This is a genomic window from Kistimonas ophiarachnellae (assembly GCF_057552235.1).
On the sequence record NZ_BAAJPA010000007.1, the window covers coordinates 14,064 to 29,477 of the forward strand.

A 15,414-nucleotide genomic window follows, 5' to 3' on the forward strand; every position below is an offset into this window, starting at 1 on the left:
TACTTTTCAAATATTCCGCTGATCAGACAGAAGGAACTGTCTCGTGAGCAATAATGACGCACTCGAATACCTGACTGAAGCCCTGCAAACCGCCGTTGACGGCAGCCGGCTGGTGGATATCCGTGGCCGGGTCACCGAAGTCCAGGGCATGATCATCAAGGCCGCCGTTGCCGGTGCCAAGATCGGTGAACTGTGTGAGCTGGTAACGCCCGGTGAAGAGGAAGTGGGTTACGCCGAAGTGGTCGGTTTCCAGGGATATGACGCCATTCTTACGCCTCTCGGTGAAATGCTGGGTATATCATCCAATACCGAAGTCATTCCCACCGGCCGGGTCCACCATGTGGCCGTAGGCCCTCACCTTCTCGGCCAGGTACTGGACGGCATGGGTAACCCGATCCATAAGGATCCTGATAACAACACCAAGCCTGAGGCCTGGTATCCGGTTTACGCGGATGCGCCTGATCCCCTGACACGGAAACTCATTGACCACCCGCTTCCCCTGGGCATCCGGGTACTGGACGGGATGCTGACCTGTGGGGAAGGCCAGCGGATGGGTATTTTTGCGGCCGCCGGTGGTGGTAAGTCGACGTTGCTGTCCATGCTGGTCAAGGGAGCAGAGGTTGACGTAACCGTTCTGGCGCTGATCGGTGAACGGGGGCGGGAACTCCGGGAATTCCTGGAACATGACCTGGGTCCGGAAGGCGTTAAAAAGTCCGTTACCGTTGTCGCCACCTCTGACAAATCTTCCATGGAACGGGCCAAAGCCGCTTATACCGCTACCGCCGTTGCTGAATATTTCAGGGATCAAGGTAAGAAAGTTCTGTTACTGATGGATTCAGTCACCCGTTTCGCACGGGCACAACGTGAGATTGGCCTGTCGGCTGGAGAGCCTCCGACACGGCGCGGCTTCCCGCCATCAGTTTTCGCCACCCTGCCCCGCCTGATGGAACGGGCTGGTATGTCAGATAAAGGCTCAATCACTGCACTGTACACCGTCCTGGTGGAAGGTGATGACATGACCGAGCCGGTGGCCGATGAAACCCGTTCGATCCTCGACGGTCACATTATCCTGTCCAGAAAGCTGGCGGCCGCCAACCATTACCCTGCCATTGATGTACTGGCCAGTGCCAGCCGGGTCATGAACAACATTGTTTCGGAAGAACAGCAGATGGCCGCCGGACGCATCCGTGAATTAATGGCCAAATATGAAGAAATCGAGCTGCTGGTCAAAGTCGGCGAATACCGGCAGGGCACCGACCAGGTCGCGGATGAAGCACTCGCCAAGATTGACTATATTCGCCAGTTCCTCCGGCAGCGCACCGATGAATTCACCGAGTACGAAACCACCCTGCAACACATGATGCAACTGGTCCGCTGATGCTGCACGACCTGCTCAGGATTAAACGCATCCGGGAAAAATCTGCCCAGGATGAGGTCAAAAAGGTTCGTTATCGTCTTGAGCAGGCGGTGATCGAAGTTGATCAGAAAAAGGAAGAGCTGACGACTTATGTAGACTGGCGTGGTCAAGAAGAACGCAATCTCTACGATAACATCATTAATGCCCAGGTCCACCAGCACGACCTGGACTTCCTGAAACAACGCATTGCCAGGATGCGGGAACATGACCTCGTACTTGAGGAAGCCATCAGGAAGGCCGAATCCCGCGTTGAAGAAGTCCGAGAAGAGCTCCAGCATGCCGAGGCTGCGCTGAAAGTGGCTATGCAGGCGGTGAAGAAGTTCGAAGAGTTCACCCAGGTTCTGGACGAGGAAGAGGCCAAAAAGAAGGCCTACCAGGAAGAACAGGAACTCGAAGAGTTCAACCCCAGAAACCGGTATTAATGGCGTTACCAGTTCTGATGACACAGCAGGGACGCAGACATGAGCATCAGTGGCACACCAACGCCATCAACAGGGCCAACCCATAACCCGCAATCCGCAACCGGTGCTGAAGAGCAACCCCGGGGCAATGCCGACCAGAAAGATGCCGATGATTTCAGCAAAGCCCTGGTGAGTGACAAGCCCAAAGGCGCCAAAGAGTCCAAACAGGAAAAGCTGCCAGATGATGCCCGGCTACCTACGGATAAAGACGCCAGGCAACCCATAGATAAAAAAGAAACACTGCGCGACGAGAAGCAACCGGAATCCCCAAAAAATACGGATACCGACTCCCCTGAAGACCTGTTTCGCGCTGTCTACAGTGACAGGGAACAGGAACAGGGCGCACAGGCCGTTCATGCCAGGGGCGCCGATGTTTCCGTCGCCAAAACCGCTGAGGTTCAGGTCGCCAGTACCCGGGATGCCATCGACAAGATTGAAAAGATTGTTGAACGGATTCAGGTGCAGACCGCCGGTGATGTCAAAACCGTCAACATCAAGCTGAACAATAACATCCTGCCGGGTACCGAAGTCATGTTTCGCCGCGAAGGCGGAGACATCAAGGTCGAGTTCATGACGACGTCCTCCGAGTCGTTCAATTTCCTCAGTAAGGGCGAGCAGGCACTCAGCGACACCCTGAACCGGAAGTTTGGCGACAATGTGTCCGTCAATATCCAAATGCAGAACGACAGTGACTCGGATCAGTCCGGCGATGGCCGCTCCCGTAACCAGTATGCCGGGGACGAATCGCAAGAGGATGATGCCGAGGACAACGGGTAACGTGAACCATGGCCATAAAGCCCCTGATCTGCACGGAAATCAGCCATGAGCAGGCCCTGCTGAACAACCTGGTCTGTGGTCAGCCGCCCGCGCTTCGTTCACAGCTGGCGTCTGAAAACTGCATGGTGACCGTCCGTCCTCTCTTGCTGAACCGCCGTTATAACCTGCGGCTGACAGCCAGTATTGATGGCATGGATACCTTTATTTTCCTCAACAGCTCCCTTTTTAATGAGGTGTCACTGGGTAACAGCAGACTCGGCGATATCGCTGAGAGTCTGCCGGAAGAACTGCTGGTGGGCACGCTGTCCATGGTCATTGACCGGCTGTTGGGTGATCTCCGTTCCCTGTTGCAAACCGACATCCAGCTGATTCACGCCAGTCGCTTCAACCCGGTCGAAGAACTGCCTGCCGGTATTGAGCTGATGATCAGTACCGACAGCCAGAACAGCAGCGCCCTGATGACTGTCAACAACCAAACCCGACAGTGGCTTGCCCTGCTCCAGCAGCAGGCCGGCGGTTACCTGCCGGATACGCTGGTATGTCCCCTGTCCCTGGAAGTGGGCTATACCGTGCTGGCCGATACCCAGCTGCGTCAGCTGGCCACCGGTGATGTGCTGCTATTCGATCATTGCTATTACCAGGACAAAACCCACCTGTTTGTGCGGCTTTCATCGCACAACGGGTTTCTCGGTCGTATCGACGGAACCCGAGTCCTTCTGGAAGAGACCGCGGAGAATCACATGAGTGATGAATTTGATGGATACGATGACGACCTGGAAGACGATATTGAGGAACAGGTCGATGACGGCCAGCAGGCGCATCAGGGCCAGTCTGCCAGTGCCCGGGATATCGACGGCATCCCTGTCCGGTTGGTGTTCGATGTGGGCCAGCAGGAACTGACCCTCGGCGAAGCCCGCCAGCTACAGCCCGGTTTCACATTTGAACTGAACCGGGATATGTCCAGCCCGGTCACGGTGAAAGCCAACGGCAAGCCCTTCGCCGAATGTGAGCTGGTCCAGATCAATAACCAGCTGGGCGCGCGGATCGTTCGACTGCTGTAAACAGCAACCGCCGGGGACTCGCACGCATGGACCTGAATCTTACAACGCCGTTTTACCTCATCCTGCCACTGGCGCTGATGTCGCTGGTGCCTTTTATCGCGATTCTAGGCACCTCGTTCCTTAAGCTGGTTGTGGTATTCGGTATTCTGCGAAACGCCACCGGTCTTCAGCAAATTCCGCCCAACATGGCGCTGAATGCGCTGGCAATTATCCTGACGATCTACATCATGGCGCCGGTGGGCATGGAAGCCTATGAGATTCTCAAGGACCGGGAAGTCAGCCTGAAAGACGACAGCTGGCGAGGCGCCTTTGAAGACGGCATTGAGCCCTACCGCAACTTCCTGATCAAAAACACCAATGAACGGGAACGGGCTTTTTTCCTGAGAAGCGCCAAAGCGCTCTGGCCACCCGATTACCAGGAAGAGATTGCCACTGACAGCCTGATGGTACTGGTGCCCTCCTTTGCCATCAGCGAACTGACCAAAGCATTCCAGATAGGCTTCCTGCTGTATTTGCCTTTCATTGTCATCGACTTGATCGTTTCCAACATCCTGCTGGCCATGGGGATGATGATGGTCTCGCCAATGACCATTTCACTGCCGTTCAAGCTGCTGCTGTTTGTACTACTGGATGGCTGGACCAAGCTGATTCACGGGTTGGTCATGGGTTACGCCTGACCGGGACAGGAGCACATCATGGTCGATGCCGACATACTCAACCTGACCGCTGAAGCGCTGATGCTGACGCTGATCCTGTCCATGCCGCCCATCATTGCGGCGGCAGGGATCGGTTTGCTGATCAGTCTCATTCAAGCACTGACCCAGATTCAGGAGCAAACGCTGCCCTTTGCCTTCAAGTTAGTGGCCGTGGTCATCAGTATTTTCCTGACCGCGCGCTGGGTAGGGATTGAGATCTTCAACTTTTCCCTGGCCGTCATGAACCAGATTCCCGAGATACGCTGATGCCACCGGAATTCATCGATACGATCAAGGAATATCTCTATGTCTATTCCATGACGATGATCCGGATGACGGCGATTTTTACCGTCGTTCCCATGTTGAATGCCAAATCTCTTGGTAGTGCAATGATTCGTAACGGCGTCGTCGGCGGTCTGGCGATCTTCCTGTTTCCCCTGGTGTCACAACAACAGCCGGACACCTCACCGGGCATGTGGATGCTGCTCGCCCTGATCATGAAAGAAGTACTGATTGGCATGCTGATAGGCTTTATCGCTACGATTCCCTTTTGGGCACTGGAATCTGCCGGCTTTTTTATTGATAACCAGCGCGGCGCCTCCATGGCCAGCAGCATGAACGCCATGACCGGCTCGGAATCCTCCCCAATGGGCATTCTGTTCGGCCAGACATTTTTTACCCTTTACCTGGTCAGCGGCGTCTTTTTGATTCTGCTCAACAGCATTTTCCACAGTTATGAGGCCTGGCCTGTTTTCAGTTTTTACCCGGCGCTCAATCAATCGGCGATCATTTTCTTCCTGGGTCAGTTTGACCAGATTATTACCCTGGCCGTATGGCTGGCTGCGCCGGCGATTATCAGCATGTTTATTGCCGAATTCGGAGTAGCGCTGATTAGCCGTTCAGCACCACAACTTAACGTGTTCATCCTGGCCATGCCGATCAAGAGTGCCGTGGCACTGGCCATACTGGTGGTCTGCATTACCACCATCATGACCCTGGGCAAAGAGCATTCTGCCAAAATTCCCTGGCTGTTCACCCGGCTTGGAGAATTGATGGTATGAGCGGCCAGAGCAGCAGCGAAAAGACAGAACAACCCACCCCCAAAAAACTCCGCGATGCCCGACAAAAAGGCCAGGTGGCCAAAAGCAAGGAAGTCGCCTCCACCGCGACTATCCTGTTTGTGGTCGCTACATTGTGGGCCCTGAGCGACTGGTACCTGGTGATGTTCCAGGAAATCCTGCTGTACCCGGCAGAGTTTTACAACCTGGAGTTCAAGGAAGCATTCCGACTGGTGGCTGAGGGCTTACTGCATAAAATGCTTATCATGCTGGCGCCACTGGTGGCGGTTGCCGCGTTTTCTGCCATCCTCGGTAATGTCATGCAGTTTGGCTTCCTGATCGCCTTTGAATCCATAAAACCGGATTTCAAGAAAATCGACCCGGTACAGGGCGCCAAGAAAATCTTTTCGATCAAAAACCTGGTAGAACTGCTTAAATCCATCATCAAGATTGTATTTCTGTCATTCGTCGTTTATTACGTGATCAAGACCAGTTTGCCCGACATGGTCAACATGCCCTGGTGTGGCTCACGCTGTATCCTGCCAGTCCTGGCTGCGCTGCTGAAGAAACTGATGATTTTTTCAATCATCGCGTTTCTTGTGATTTCGGTTGCTGACTTCATGTTTGAAAAATGGAATTTCACCAAAGAACAGCGAATGACCAAGGATGAGGTTAAGAAAGAATATAAGGAGATGGACGGTAACCCGGAAATCAAGCAAAAGCGTAAAGAGATTCATCAGGAGATCATCAACTCGGATGAAGATGTCAAAAAGTCAGATGTCGTGATCAAGAACCCGACTCACATTGCTGTTGGCCTGTATTACGACCGGGAGAAAACCCCTTTGCCTATAGTGACCTCTCTGGGTAAACGGGGACAGGCCAAGTTTATTCTCAAGGTTGCGGAACAGAACAACATCCCGGTTATGGAGAATGTGGCGCTGGCACGCGCGCTGTTCAGCCAGACGGAAGTTGGCGCCTTTATTCCTTCTGACCTGATTGGCCCTGTTGCCGAAGTCTTCCGCTGGGTCCAACAATTGAAACAGCAACAGGGCGATAACGGCGACGCCTAGCCATCCACAAAGACCGGACCAAAACCCGCCTCCCAGAACAGCGCTGAAATCACTTTCATGGACACCAGCACCACCAACCCGACACAGACAACCGCACTGGCAAACAGGAACCCCCGCTCAAACGGAATATGCATGACATGGGGAATCCCGATAAACAACAGATAGACAGCGTAACTAACGCCCATCAGGATCCCGAACAGGCTCAGTGATATAGAAGGAAACAGAGCCAACAATCCCGTCAGATAGAGTGGAGTCGCCGTATAGGCCGCAAAAATAATGCAACGCCCACGGGACGGATGACAGCCATAGGTTCGCGCCATCCAGTGAATAAACAACCCCATGAAGACAATCGCACCGACAATTGCCACATAAGACAAGGCGCTCATTAACAGCGCACTCAACGGCGTCAGCCTGACAGAATCAAGCCCCAGTGGTGACCAGCCTACATAGGTTGCCCCCAGGTAAGAGCAAAAGCCGGGAATGGCCGCCAGAACAAACAGGTGGGAGAGATAAAAACGCTCACGACGATCAATTTCATGATCTATGGCATCCCATTCCTTATGCGGATGGTAGAACATGCCCATTACATGATTAAGCATTGTCGTATACCTCCTCCGGCATTATAGACCAGTGGATCAACACGCTAATGATGCCATTCACAGGACATTTTTCTTGATCTGTTAACCCTCAATACCAAACAAACGGGGTATCACGGATACAAGGAATGCGGCTTTTTCTGAATACTCTGGCAGACAGGTATGACTGACCATCGACCTGCCCTATCCCGGACAGATTTTCTGGAGAGGATCACAGTATGAGCACAGACAAACAGCACTTTGTTGTCGCTTTCAAGAGCGACAAGATGGGTTCCGGTGACGATCAACTAGGAGGCCTGCTGATCAAGGCCTATATCAATACCCTGGTTGAAAACGACAACAAGCCTGCGGCCCTGGTGTTTTACAATGCCGGCGTTTTGCTCGCTGCAGAAGACAGCGACACCGCACCTGCCCTGCAGGTACTGGAAGAACAGGGCGTTGAGCTGCTGTTGTGCGGCACCTGTGTCGAGTTCTTTGATCTCAAGCAACGGCTGGCGGCTGGCACTATCTCGAACATGTATGCCATTTCCGAGACCCTGTCCAGCACTGGCCATGTGATCTATCCATGAACGTGACCCAACCCCTGACCTATTTTGATAACAGTGCCACCAGCTTTCCCAAGCCGCCCCAGGTGGCCGAAGCCGTCGCCCGCTACCTGACGGAAGTCGGGGGCAGCTATGGTCGTTCTGCGAATCAGCGTTGTTGTACGGTGGCACGGGTGGTGGAACAGTGTCGCGATACGCTGGCCAGCATTATTGGTATTAAAGACGCCGGTCATCTCTGTTTTACCGCCAACGCCACCCAAGCCGCCAATACTGTGATTCGTGGCATGGATCTGACTGGTGGCCGGGTGTTGATTTCCCCGATGGAACACAATGCCATTGCACGCCCGCTCGAGGCGCTACGCCTTGCGGGTAACATCCAGATCGATACCCTTCCGGCCTTCTCCGATGGCCTGATTGATGTGGCAAATATCAACATACCTGACGACACCCGTCTGGTCGTGGTCAACCACCAGAGTAATGTCAACGGTGTCACCCAACCATTGTCCGCCATACGACAGGCTATTGGTGATGCGCCACTACTGGTTGATGCTTCCCAGTCTCTGGGCAAGATTCCCTTCAATGTAGAGGCCTGGGGACTGGATTATGTGATCTTTACCGGTCACAAGGGATTACTCGGACCTACAGGGACAGGCGGTTTCTGGGCACGTCATCCCCACACCCTGGAGCCTCTTCTTCTGGGAGGAACCGGTAGCAACAGTGAACATCTCGATATGCCGGAATTCCTGCCTGACCGGTTTGAAGCGGGCACCCCGAATGTAGCCGGTATCTTTGGTCTGGAGGCCGCGCTGGCTCATCCACCGGAAGCATCACACCATCGTGATGATCTTGAAGCATTGCTGGCAGCCATCCGAGCGATTGAAGGATTCCAGCTACACGCTGCTGAAGACTTCAACAATCAGGGCAGCCTCTTTTCTCTGACGCACAGAACGCTGGCCAGTTCAGAACTCTCATGGCGTCTGGATGAGGGTTTTGGCATTGAAACCCGTGCGGGGCTGCATTGTGCGCCTTTGGCACATCGACATCTGGGCACAGCCCCGGATGGCACCTGCCGGTTCTCTCTTTCTCCGTACCATTCCAACAGCGATTTTGACTATCTGCTGGATGCATTAACCAAAGTGGCAAAAGGACAATGAAGCGTCAGTTTCTTCTGTTTGAAAATACCCGCGCTGTTATTCAGGCCGAGGCTCAGCTCAAATCTGCAGCGGTAGCCTGTCGTGTGATGCCCGTTCCACGGGCCATTTCTTCGGAGTGTGGTATGTGTCTGGAGCTGACCGATTATGACAGTGACGGCGTGCCCACCAGCCTGACGGTACCGGCAAAACTGGCAAGTATTGCGGGATAAAATAAAAAGCCCGTGCATGGTTTCCCCAGAAACCATGCACAGGCTTATGCCATAGATAAGTGCCCTTATAACATCTCTACAAAGGCTTCCATGCGGGTTTTGATCTGACCTGTGTCAGACTCAGAATAATTGGTTTCCAGGGTCATAAACGGAATCTGTTTTTCGCCGGTAACAATTTTCCGAATAGCGTAGCTTTCGATGTTATAGGTATGGCAGGCCTGCAGCACCACATCAACGACAGCATCGACCTGATAGTCATCAATCATATCTTTCAGTAATGTTTCCCGGCCTTTATTCGGCGTCATGACGGAACAGGGGATATTCAGGTATTTGTTGGCAATGGCTTCAACCGGATCAATGTCCTCCGCCACTTCTTCATGAAGTTCCTTATACCCCTGACAATTTTCCAGCGCCACCACGACGGCACCGGCCTCTTCGATGGCCTTGATCACCTTGTTGGCGACACCGCCAATCGGACAGCCGGTGATCAATATGCGTGGCGTATGCTCGGGAGCAACCCATTCCCCCTCCGCATAACGTGCTTCAACATCCGCAATCATCTGCCGGACATTGGCCTTCATGGTTTCTCGGTCAAAGGTGTAACTGGCGCCATTGAGTACCGTAAACAGATCGAACCCGGTGATCACCGAAGGCTTGTATCGCCCAAGCTTGTGAAAAGCTTTCAGTACGCGGCGGTCTTCATTACAAGACCGGATGGCCGCCGCCAGATCTTCCTGCTTGATCACCGTGTCAAACTTCTGCTCCAGCTTCTCGATCAGTTTTCTGACCTCTGTTTTCCAGAGCGTCTGGGCGTCGGTCTTTTCCTGGGTCTGGGGCAGCTGCATAACCCAGGTATCCTTAATCTCACCGAGCAACTCGTACATTTTCTTTTTGCCGTCGCAGGTGGTTTCGCCGACGATCATGTCCGCAAAATACATGTAGGGGCAACGGTCAGTCAGCGCAAAGCCGTAACTGGCTTTTATCAGTGGGCAGAGGTTTCTGGGCAGGTGTTTTTCTGCATCCGGTATGGTTTCCTCGCTGACGGAACAAAGCGACACTGGATGGGCGCCCGCCGCATAAATCACTTCTTTCGGGGTAAAGGTACAGAAAGTGCCGACTACCTTCTCCCCCCGATCCTTGAATTCCTTGACGGCCAGAAAACCGTTTCTGCGGGCTTCACCAAATTCATCAAACTTTTCCGGCAACGTGGATACAGCAATCTTTTCCATGGTCATCATCCGTTGGTTTCAGTGAATACGTTCCTGCGCCAGCATGGCGGCGCCAATCGCCCCGGCGTAGCGGCCGAGTGGGCTGGACGTCACGCTTGCCTGTAACGTGTTTTCCAGGCAGCGGAGTAGATAGGGGTTACTGCTCAAGCCGCCGGTGAGCAGGTATTGCTCATCACGTCCGTGCTTGATGCAGAGAGAGCGGACTTTGTTAACAACCGAATCAACAATCCCAAAGGCAATGTTTTCTTTCTTTTCACCTCGTCCTATCAGACTGGTGACTTCGGATTCGGCAAAGACCGTGCACATGGAAGTAATCGTGATGCCGGAGCCGGTTGCGGCCAGCGTCGTCAGATCGTCAATCGTGACACCAAGGGTATTGGCCATCACCTCAATGAACTTGCCGGTACCGGCAGAACACTTGTCGTTCATGGTGAAGTTGACCACCCGGCCACCTTCCATGGAAATGACCTTGGTGTCCTGACCGCCAATATCCACAATGGTGCAGTTTCGATCGGTAAAAAATGCGGCTCCCCGGCCGTGACAGGTTATTTCTGTGATGGTCTTTTGGGCATAGGGCACTGATACACGACCATACCCCGTGGCGATGATGTAAGCGTTATCCGGACTGAGCCCCTGTTCCGATAGATTCCGGAGAATAGTCTGTGCCGTTTCCGCACTGCTCCAGCCGGTGGGAATAACAAAATGGTGCTGGAGCGCATCCTGATGTAATACCGCAACCTTGGCGGCGGTTGAACCAATATCAATACCGATGGCGTGCATGATCTGTCGTCCATCAAAAACACAATATAAGACGGCAATAACCAGATCCGGATTTACGCAGATAACAGGCACAACAATCCTCTCCCGACAGCATGACGCGGTCAGGTCACAGGTATGATCAGAGTATTGTGTCGGTTACCGGTATGAACCGGTCAGTCTTGCCATGTGAGCAACGGCAGTCCGTATCATTAGCCGGACGCCTGATCGGGAATACCGGTTAGCAGCGGCCTGATGGATAAACGGGATGGCTGACAGAAAATGTCGTATACAGGGAAAGCGATGTTGCACAGAACATCGTCCAGCGCACAGGGCCGGATTGTTGTGACAGGTAACAACACAGGGGTATTCCTTTTAGCGAGTTCAATAGTCGCAATATGGGCAAACCCTATCAACAGTAAGGGTTTATTTCCCTAATGCAGATCAATAAAACAGCCGGTCAGGTCTGGATCGGTTTGTCCGGATCAATCACCACAAAGAACAGCTCACGGAATTCATCCAGGCTGATTTCAAAGATGCCATCGCCCTGGTTGGCGGGTTGGCCGGGCTCCGTATGACCCCAGGGGTTGCGGATCATGACCTTATACTCACCGCTGTCCTGCTCCATCCTCACCTGAAGCACCTGAAAGGCGTGGTTGCCAGGAATCCCCTGCGCAATTTCCTGCCGGTCACTACGTCCCTTGCTGCCAATCATAACCGGCTGGCCATGGGGAGGATTAGGGTTCGTCTTGGCCAATGTTGCAACCAGCTCGGCATCTGACAGCCGTGTCACATCCTTGGGTGTCGCCGTTTTCCCCGTCAGGGAAAAGTACGCTTCATGACCTCCACCGCCCTGATCGATTTCCAGCAGGCCATCAACCAGTTCTTTGGTATCGGAACGGTACGCTGCATAGGCTTTCTCATACAGCTGCACCCAGATTTCTTCGCGGCCATCCCGATCCATGTCCGGAGTATCGGCAAACATGGGTTCACCGTTTTTATCCAGGATATTCAGCGCATCCACAGGTACCCAGACCTCAACCACTTTGCCTGCTTCATCCTGTTCAAAAAAACGGACTTCAAACTGATTGGGAATGGTATCGCCCGTCACAGGATGCGTACGCTCGCGAATTCCGGAGCGAATCAAATCCGGGTCTTCCTGAGCTACACCCGCCAGTTGTCCGAGAAAGAAGCAATCGCCAATCATCCCCTGGTGTACCGCTTCATGTGTCGGCCCCTTTTCGCCGAAGACCTCTTTGCGGGTCTGGTGCATCCAGCCTCGCTTATCACCGTCCTCATCGGCAACACCGCTGCTCTCATCACTGGTGATGCCTGCCTCGTCCAGTGCTTCATATTTGTCATACAAATTGGCAAAAGCGGCCTCAAGGGGCTTGTTGGCCTGCCCACCCAATCCATTGAGCAGGTCACTAACCCGGTTCCAGACATTTAGGGTGGTTTGCTTGTACTTACCCGCCAGCTCCCGACTGAACGTGTCAGCATTGAGATTCAATGCCGTTGCTTCCATCCCATGAGTCAGGTCCCGCTGAATCTGGCGAATGGTGGCTTTTTTTTCAGCCCTGGCGGACCGGTTGTGATCTGCCAGTAATTGCTGTGCCTTTTCCAGTTTCGGTTTGACCACCGAATCCGCCTGATAGCGATCTGCCGCTTCCAGGCGCTGCCCCTGGAACGGATCCCGCCACTGGGGCTTAGGGGTTGTCAGCCGGTCATACTCGCCCTGTAGCTGCTTCACTACCTTGGTTAAAGTAGCTGTTTTCTTGTCTAGCGTGGACAGCGTTTTTTCAGCATTATCCAGTAACTGGGCCAATGCTTCAGTGGTCGGGGTTGCTGGTTTTCTGGGTGTTGAAGGCGGCAGCGGAGTGCCTGCCTCGGCTTTAGTTGCCGTTGATTGTAATAATGCCTCCGGACGAGTATCGGGTGACACACTGCCAAGACTGATTTCATCCAGCGCCTTTCCAGCGATAGCTGGTACCTTTCCCGTCAAACTGCCCGCCACCAGCGTGGCGCTCCTGATAATTTCCAGTAACTGGCCCGCTTGTCGAACGCCCCCTTTCTTACGTCCAAGCGTCGCCTCAAACCAGCTTTCGGTGTTCGCCCAGGCGGATTTACTGGCCGGTTTTTCCGTACCGCCTGTCTGGGGTTCCGGTTGAGGAGATTGGGGCTTTTCCTGGACGGGCGCCTGAGAAGGGATTCGCCGGGGGGAATTAATACCATCCATTGTCATTCATCCTCTCAGATAAACCGCTTGCGGTTACGTCCGGTGGAACGCTTGGGAGAACGCTCCTGAGCCATGGCTTTCAGGGCTCCAATCAGCTGCTCCCCTTGTTCAGCGAGCGCCTGATTCAAGGTATCCAGATTGTCGCGCTCTGTTTCATTCAGACCTGCCATAAACGTACTGGCTATCTGGGATAGTGCCTGGGGAGTAAACTGGTCTGCAGGTAACGCCTCAATGGCTTCAAGGTAGGGGGCCGGCAACGCAGCCATAAGCTGCTGGTGCAATGTGGCCAGCTGATTCAATGCTTCATCCAGAACTCTATCGTCCGGTTTGTTGTCCTGTAACCGCATGCTGGCCGTCCTGTGGCTGTCCCGATATCCGTCGTAGAAATGCAGCAGAGCCTTGAAATCATTTACTTTTTAACTATAGCAGTGAGTCAAACACCCCTATTTCTCTACTTCCAATGACAACGAGCACCGTCTAGATCATAACCACAGCGCCCCCAACAACCGGCCACTCACCACCCCATAGGTAGTTCTGCCTATTGTGGTAAACCCCACCCGACCAGAGACTATCGCCCTTTCATAAAGCGGTATGGGCAGTGACTGGAACTCCTCGGCCCTCAACGATGTCTGAGTCCATAGTGCATAACCGCTGATTTCTCACAGTCCTGGTAGCAGGAAGCCATTGCATGACACAGATTCACCTCTCCGGCGCATACCGTATTGAACACGACCTGCTGGGCGACAAGCAGGTTCCCCTGGAAGCCTACTGGGGCGTGCAGACCCAGCGCGCCACCGAGAACTTCAACATCACCGGCGTGCCGATCAGCCATTACCCCAACCTGATCAAGGCCCTGGCCATGGTCAAGAAAGCCTGTGCCATGGCTAACCACGACCTCGGCCAGCTCTCCGACGAGCAGGCTGACGCCATCTGCATGGCCTGTGATGAAATCATCGACGGCAAGCACCATGAGCACTTCCCGGTAGACATGATCCAGGGCGGCGCCGGCACCTCCACCAACATGAACGCCAACGAGGTGATTGCCAACCGTGCACTGGAGCTGATGGGCCACAAGCGGGCGGAATACCAGTACCTGCACCCGAACACCCACGTCAACATGGCGCAGTCGACTAACGACGTTTACCCGACCGCTGTTCGCCTGGGCATGGTGCTCAAGCACAAGCAGCTGGTGGTAGCCGCCAAGCAGCTGAAAGCCGCCTTTGACGTCAAGTCAGAAGAATTCAAAGATATCCTGAAGATGGGCCGTACCCAGTTGCAGGATGCCGTTCCCATGTCCCTGGGCCAGGAGTTCCGTGCCTTCGCCACTACCATTGGTGAAGATATCGACCGGATCCAGAGCATGATCGACCTGCTCAAGGAAATTAACCTGGGCGGTACCGCCATCGGCACCGGCATTACAGCCGACAGCCGCTATGCGCCGCTGGCCGTTAAACATCTGTCTGACATCAGTGGTCACCAGATGATCCTGGCCACCGACCTGGTGGAAGCCACCTCTGACATGGGCGCCTTTGTCATCCTGTCTGGCGCGCTGAAGCGTCTGGCGATCAAACTGTCCAAAATTTGCAACGACCTGCGTCTGCTGTCGTCCGGTCCCAAGTGCGGTTTCAATGAAATCAACCTGCCGGAAATGCAGCCCGGTTCATCCATCATGCCGGGCAAGGTTAACCCGGTCATTCCGGAAGCGGTCAACCAGGTGGCATTCCACGTCATCGGTAACGACCTGACCGTCAGTATGGCTGCCGAAGCCGGCCAGCTGCAGCTGAACGTGATGGAACCGGTCATTGTCTACAAGATCCTGCAATCCATTCAGGACCTGACCCATGCCATGACCATGCTGTCTGAAAAGTGCATTAAAGGCATCACGGCCAATGTTGATGTCTGCCGTGCCTACATTGATAACAGCATCGGCATTGTGACCGCGCTCAACCCTTACCTTGGCTACGAGAACTCCACCCGTATCGCCAAAACTGCATTGCTGACCGGTAAGCGGGTTGTTGATCTGGTGCTGGAAGAAGGCCTGATGGACCATGAAGAACTGATGGAGCTGCTCAAGCCTGAAAACATGATCGCTCCCATCGACATGACCGCAAGACTGCGTAAAGCAAACTAATCGATAAACACAAAAAAAC

The 15,414-nt window shown here is 53.8% G+C and carries 17 protein-coding genes; 12 read left to right on the top strand and 5 right to left on the bottom strand.

All coding sequences use genetic code 11. The features are described from left to right. Positions 1–43 precede the first annotated feature (43 nt). From sctN to sctU, 8 genes are read left to right on the top strand one after another with little or no spacing between them, the layout of a single operon-like run. A complete protein-coding gene (sctN, locus tag AC27K1_RS10180; RefSeq protein WP_487150293.1) occupies positions 44–1,378 on the top strand; it encodes a type III secretion system ATPase SctN in 1,335 nt (444 codons plus the stop codon). After that, the gene (sctO, locus tag AC27K1_RS10185; protein ID WP_487150294.1) at positions 1,378–1,839 is read left to right on the top strand and encodes a type III secretion system stalk subunit SctO; all 462 of its coding nucleotides are present in this window, start codon (positions 1,378–1,380) and stop codon (positions 1,837–1,839) included. The genes sctN and sctO overlap by 1 nt, the downstream gene beginning before the upstream one ends. 39 nt (positions 1,840–1,878) lie before the next feature. Continuing rightward, the gene (locus AC27K1_RS10190) at positions 1,879–2,655 is read left to right on the top strand and encodes a type III secretion HpaP family protein (protein WP_487150295.1); all 777 of its coding nucleotides are present in this window, start codon (positions 1,879–1,881) and stop codon (positions 2,653–2,655) included. A gap of 8 nt (positions 2,656–2,663) precedes the next feature. After that, positions 2,664–3,716, top strand: coding sequence for a type III secretion system cytoplasmic ring protein SctQ (gene sctQ, locus AC27K1_RS10195; protein ID WP_487150296.1), 1,053 nt, complete (start codon positions 2,664–2,666; stop codon positions 3,714–3,716). A gap of 26 nt (positions 3,717–3,742) precedes the next feature. Further along, positions 3,743–4,393, top strand: a complete 651-nt coding sequence (gene sctR, locus AC27K1_RS10200; protein ID WP_395177852.1) for a type III secretion system export apparatus subunit SctR — start codon at positions 3,743–3,745, stop codon at positions 4,391–4,393. Between the two features lie 18 nt (positions 4,394–4,411). Next, the gene (gene sctS, locus AC27K1_RS10205) at positions 4,412–4,678 is read left to right on the top strand and encodes a type III secretion system export apparatus subunit SctS (RefSeq protein ID WP_487150297.1); all 267 of its coding nucleotides are present in this window, start codon (positions 4,412–4,414) and stop codon (positions 4,676–4,678) included. Further along, entirely contained in the window at positions 4,678–5,472 is a 795-nt protein-coding gene (gene sctT, locus AC27K1_RS10210; protein WP_487150298.1) for a type III secretion system export apparatus subunit SctT, read from the top strand. The genes sctS and sctT overlap by 1 nt, the downstream gene beginning before the upstream one ends. Further along, positions 5,469–6,539: a type III secretion system export apparatus subunit SctU gene (sctU, locus tag AC27K1_RS10215; protein ID WP_487150299.1), complete on the top strand. Its 1,071-nt coding sequence runs from the start codon at positions 5,469–5,471 to the stop codon at positions 6,537–6,539. The genes sctT and sctU overlap by 4 nt, the downstream gene beginning before the upstream one ends. On the opposite strand, the gene AC27K1_RS10220 is transcribed toward sctU, so the two are convergent. Further along, the gene (locus tag AC27K1_RS10220) at positions 6,536–7,138 is read right to left on the bottom strand and encodes a Yip1 family protein (RefSeq protein WP_487150300.1); all 603 of its coding nucleotides are present in this window, start codon (positions 7,136–7,138) and stop codon (positions 6,536–6,538) included. The genes sctU and AC27K1_RS10220 overlap by 4 nt on opposite strands. A gap of 215 nt (positions 7,139–7,353) precedes the next feature. On the opposite strand from AC27K1_RS10220, the gene yedF reads away from it, so the two are divergent. Genes yedF through AC27K1_RS10235 form a run of 3 tightly spaced genes read left to right on the top strand, consistent with a single transcriptional unit; the run spans position 7,354 to position 9,043 of the window. Beyond that, the gene (yedF, locus tag AC27K1_RS10225; protein WP_487150301.1) at positions 7,354–7,704 is read left to right on the top strand and encodes a sulfurtransferase-like selenium metabolism protein YedF; all 351 of its coding nucleotides are present in this window, start codon (positions 7,354–7,356) and stop codon (positions 7,702–7,704) included. Next, positions 7,701–8,834, top strand: a complete 1,134-nt coding sequence (locus AC27K1_RS10230) for an aminotransferase class V-fold PLP-dependent enzyme (RefSeq protein WP_487150302.1) — start codon at positions 7,701–7,703, stop codon at positions 8,832–8,834. Before yedF ends, AC27K1_RS10230 begins: the two co-directional genes overlap by 4 nt. Beyond that, complete coding sequence (locus tag AC27K1_RS10235) at positions 8,831–9,043, top strand: putative Se/S carrier protein (protein WP_487150303.1); 213 nt, start codon at positions 8,831–8,833, stop codon at positions 9,041–9,043. Before AC27K1_RS10230 ends, AC27K1_RS10235 begins: the two co-directional genes overlap by 4 nt. Before the next feature lie 65 nt (positions 9,044–9,108). Here AC27K1_RS10235 and AC27K1_RS10240 read toward each other — a convergent pair whose 3' ends face one another. From AC27K1_RS10240 to AC27K1_RS10255, 4 genes are all read right to left on the bottom strand, one after another. Continuing rightward, positions 9,109–10,272 carry a double-cubane-cluster-containing anaerobic reductase gene (locus AC27K1_RS10240; RefSeq protein WP_487150304.1) on the bottom strand — a complete coding sequence of 388 codons (1,164 nt, stop codon included), beginning with the start codon at positions 10,270–10,272 and terminating at the stop codon, positions 9,109–9,111. An 18-nt stretch (positions 10,273–10,290) separates the two neighbouring features. Further along, positions 10,291–11,124, bottom strand: a complete 834-nt coding sequence (locus AC27K1_RS10245) for an acyl-CoA dehydratase activase (protein ID WP_487150305.1) — start codon at positions 11,122–11,124, stop codon at positions 10,291–10,293. A 364-nt stretch (positions 11,125–11,488) separates the two neighbouring features. Next, positions 11,489–13,264 (bottom strand): C2 family cysteine protease, encoded by a 1,776-nt coding sequence (locus AC27K1_RS10250; protein ID WP_487150306.1) that lies wholly within the window; start codon positions 13,262–13,264, stop codon positions 11,489–11,491. Between the two features lie 14 nt (positions 13,265–13,278). Further along, positions 13,279–13,611: a hypothetical protein gene (locus AC27K1_RS10255; RefSeq protein WP_487150307.1), complete on the bottom strand. Its 333-nt coding sequence runs from the start codon at positions 13,609–13,611 to the stop codon at positions 13,279–13,281. Positions 13,612–13,952: 341 nt separating this feature from the next. Here AC27K1_RS10255 and aspA point away from each other — a divergent pair, with 341 nt between their 5' ends. After that, positions 13,953–15,395, top strand: a complete 1,443-nt coding sequence (gene aspA / locus AC27K1_RS10260; protein ID WP_487150309.1) for an aspartate ammonia-lyase — start codon at positions 13,953–13,955, stop codon at positions 15,393–15,395. Positions 15,396–15,414: the final 19 nt, after the last annotated feature.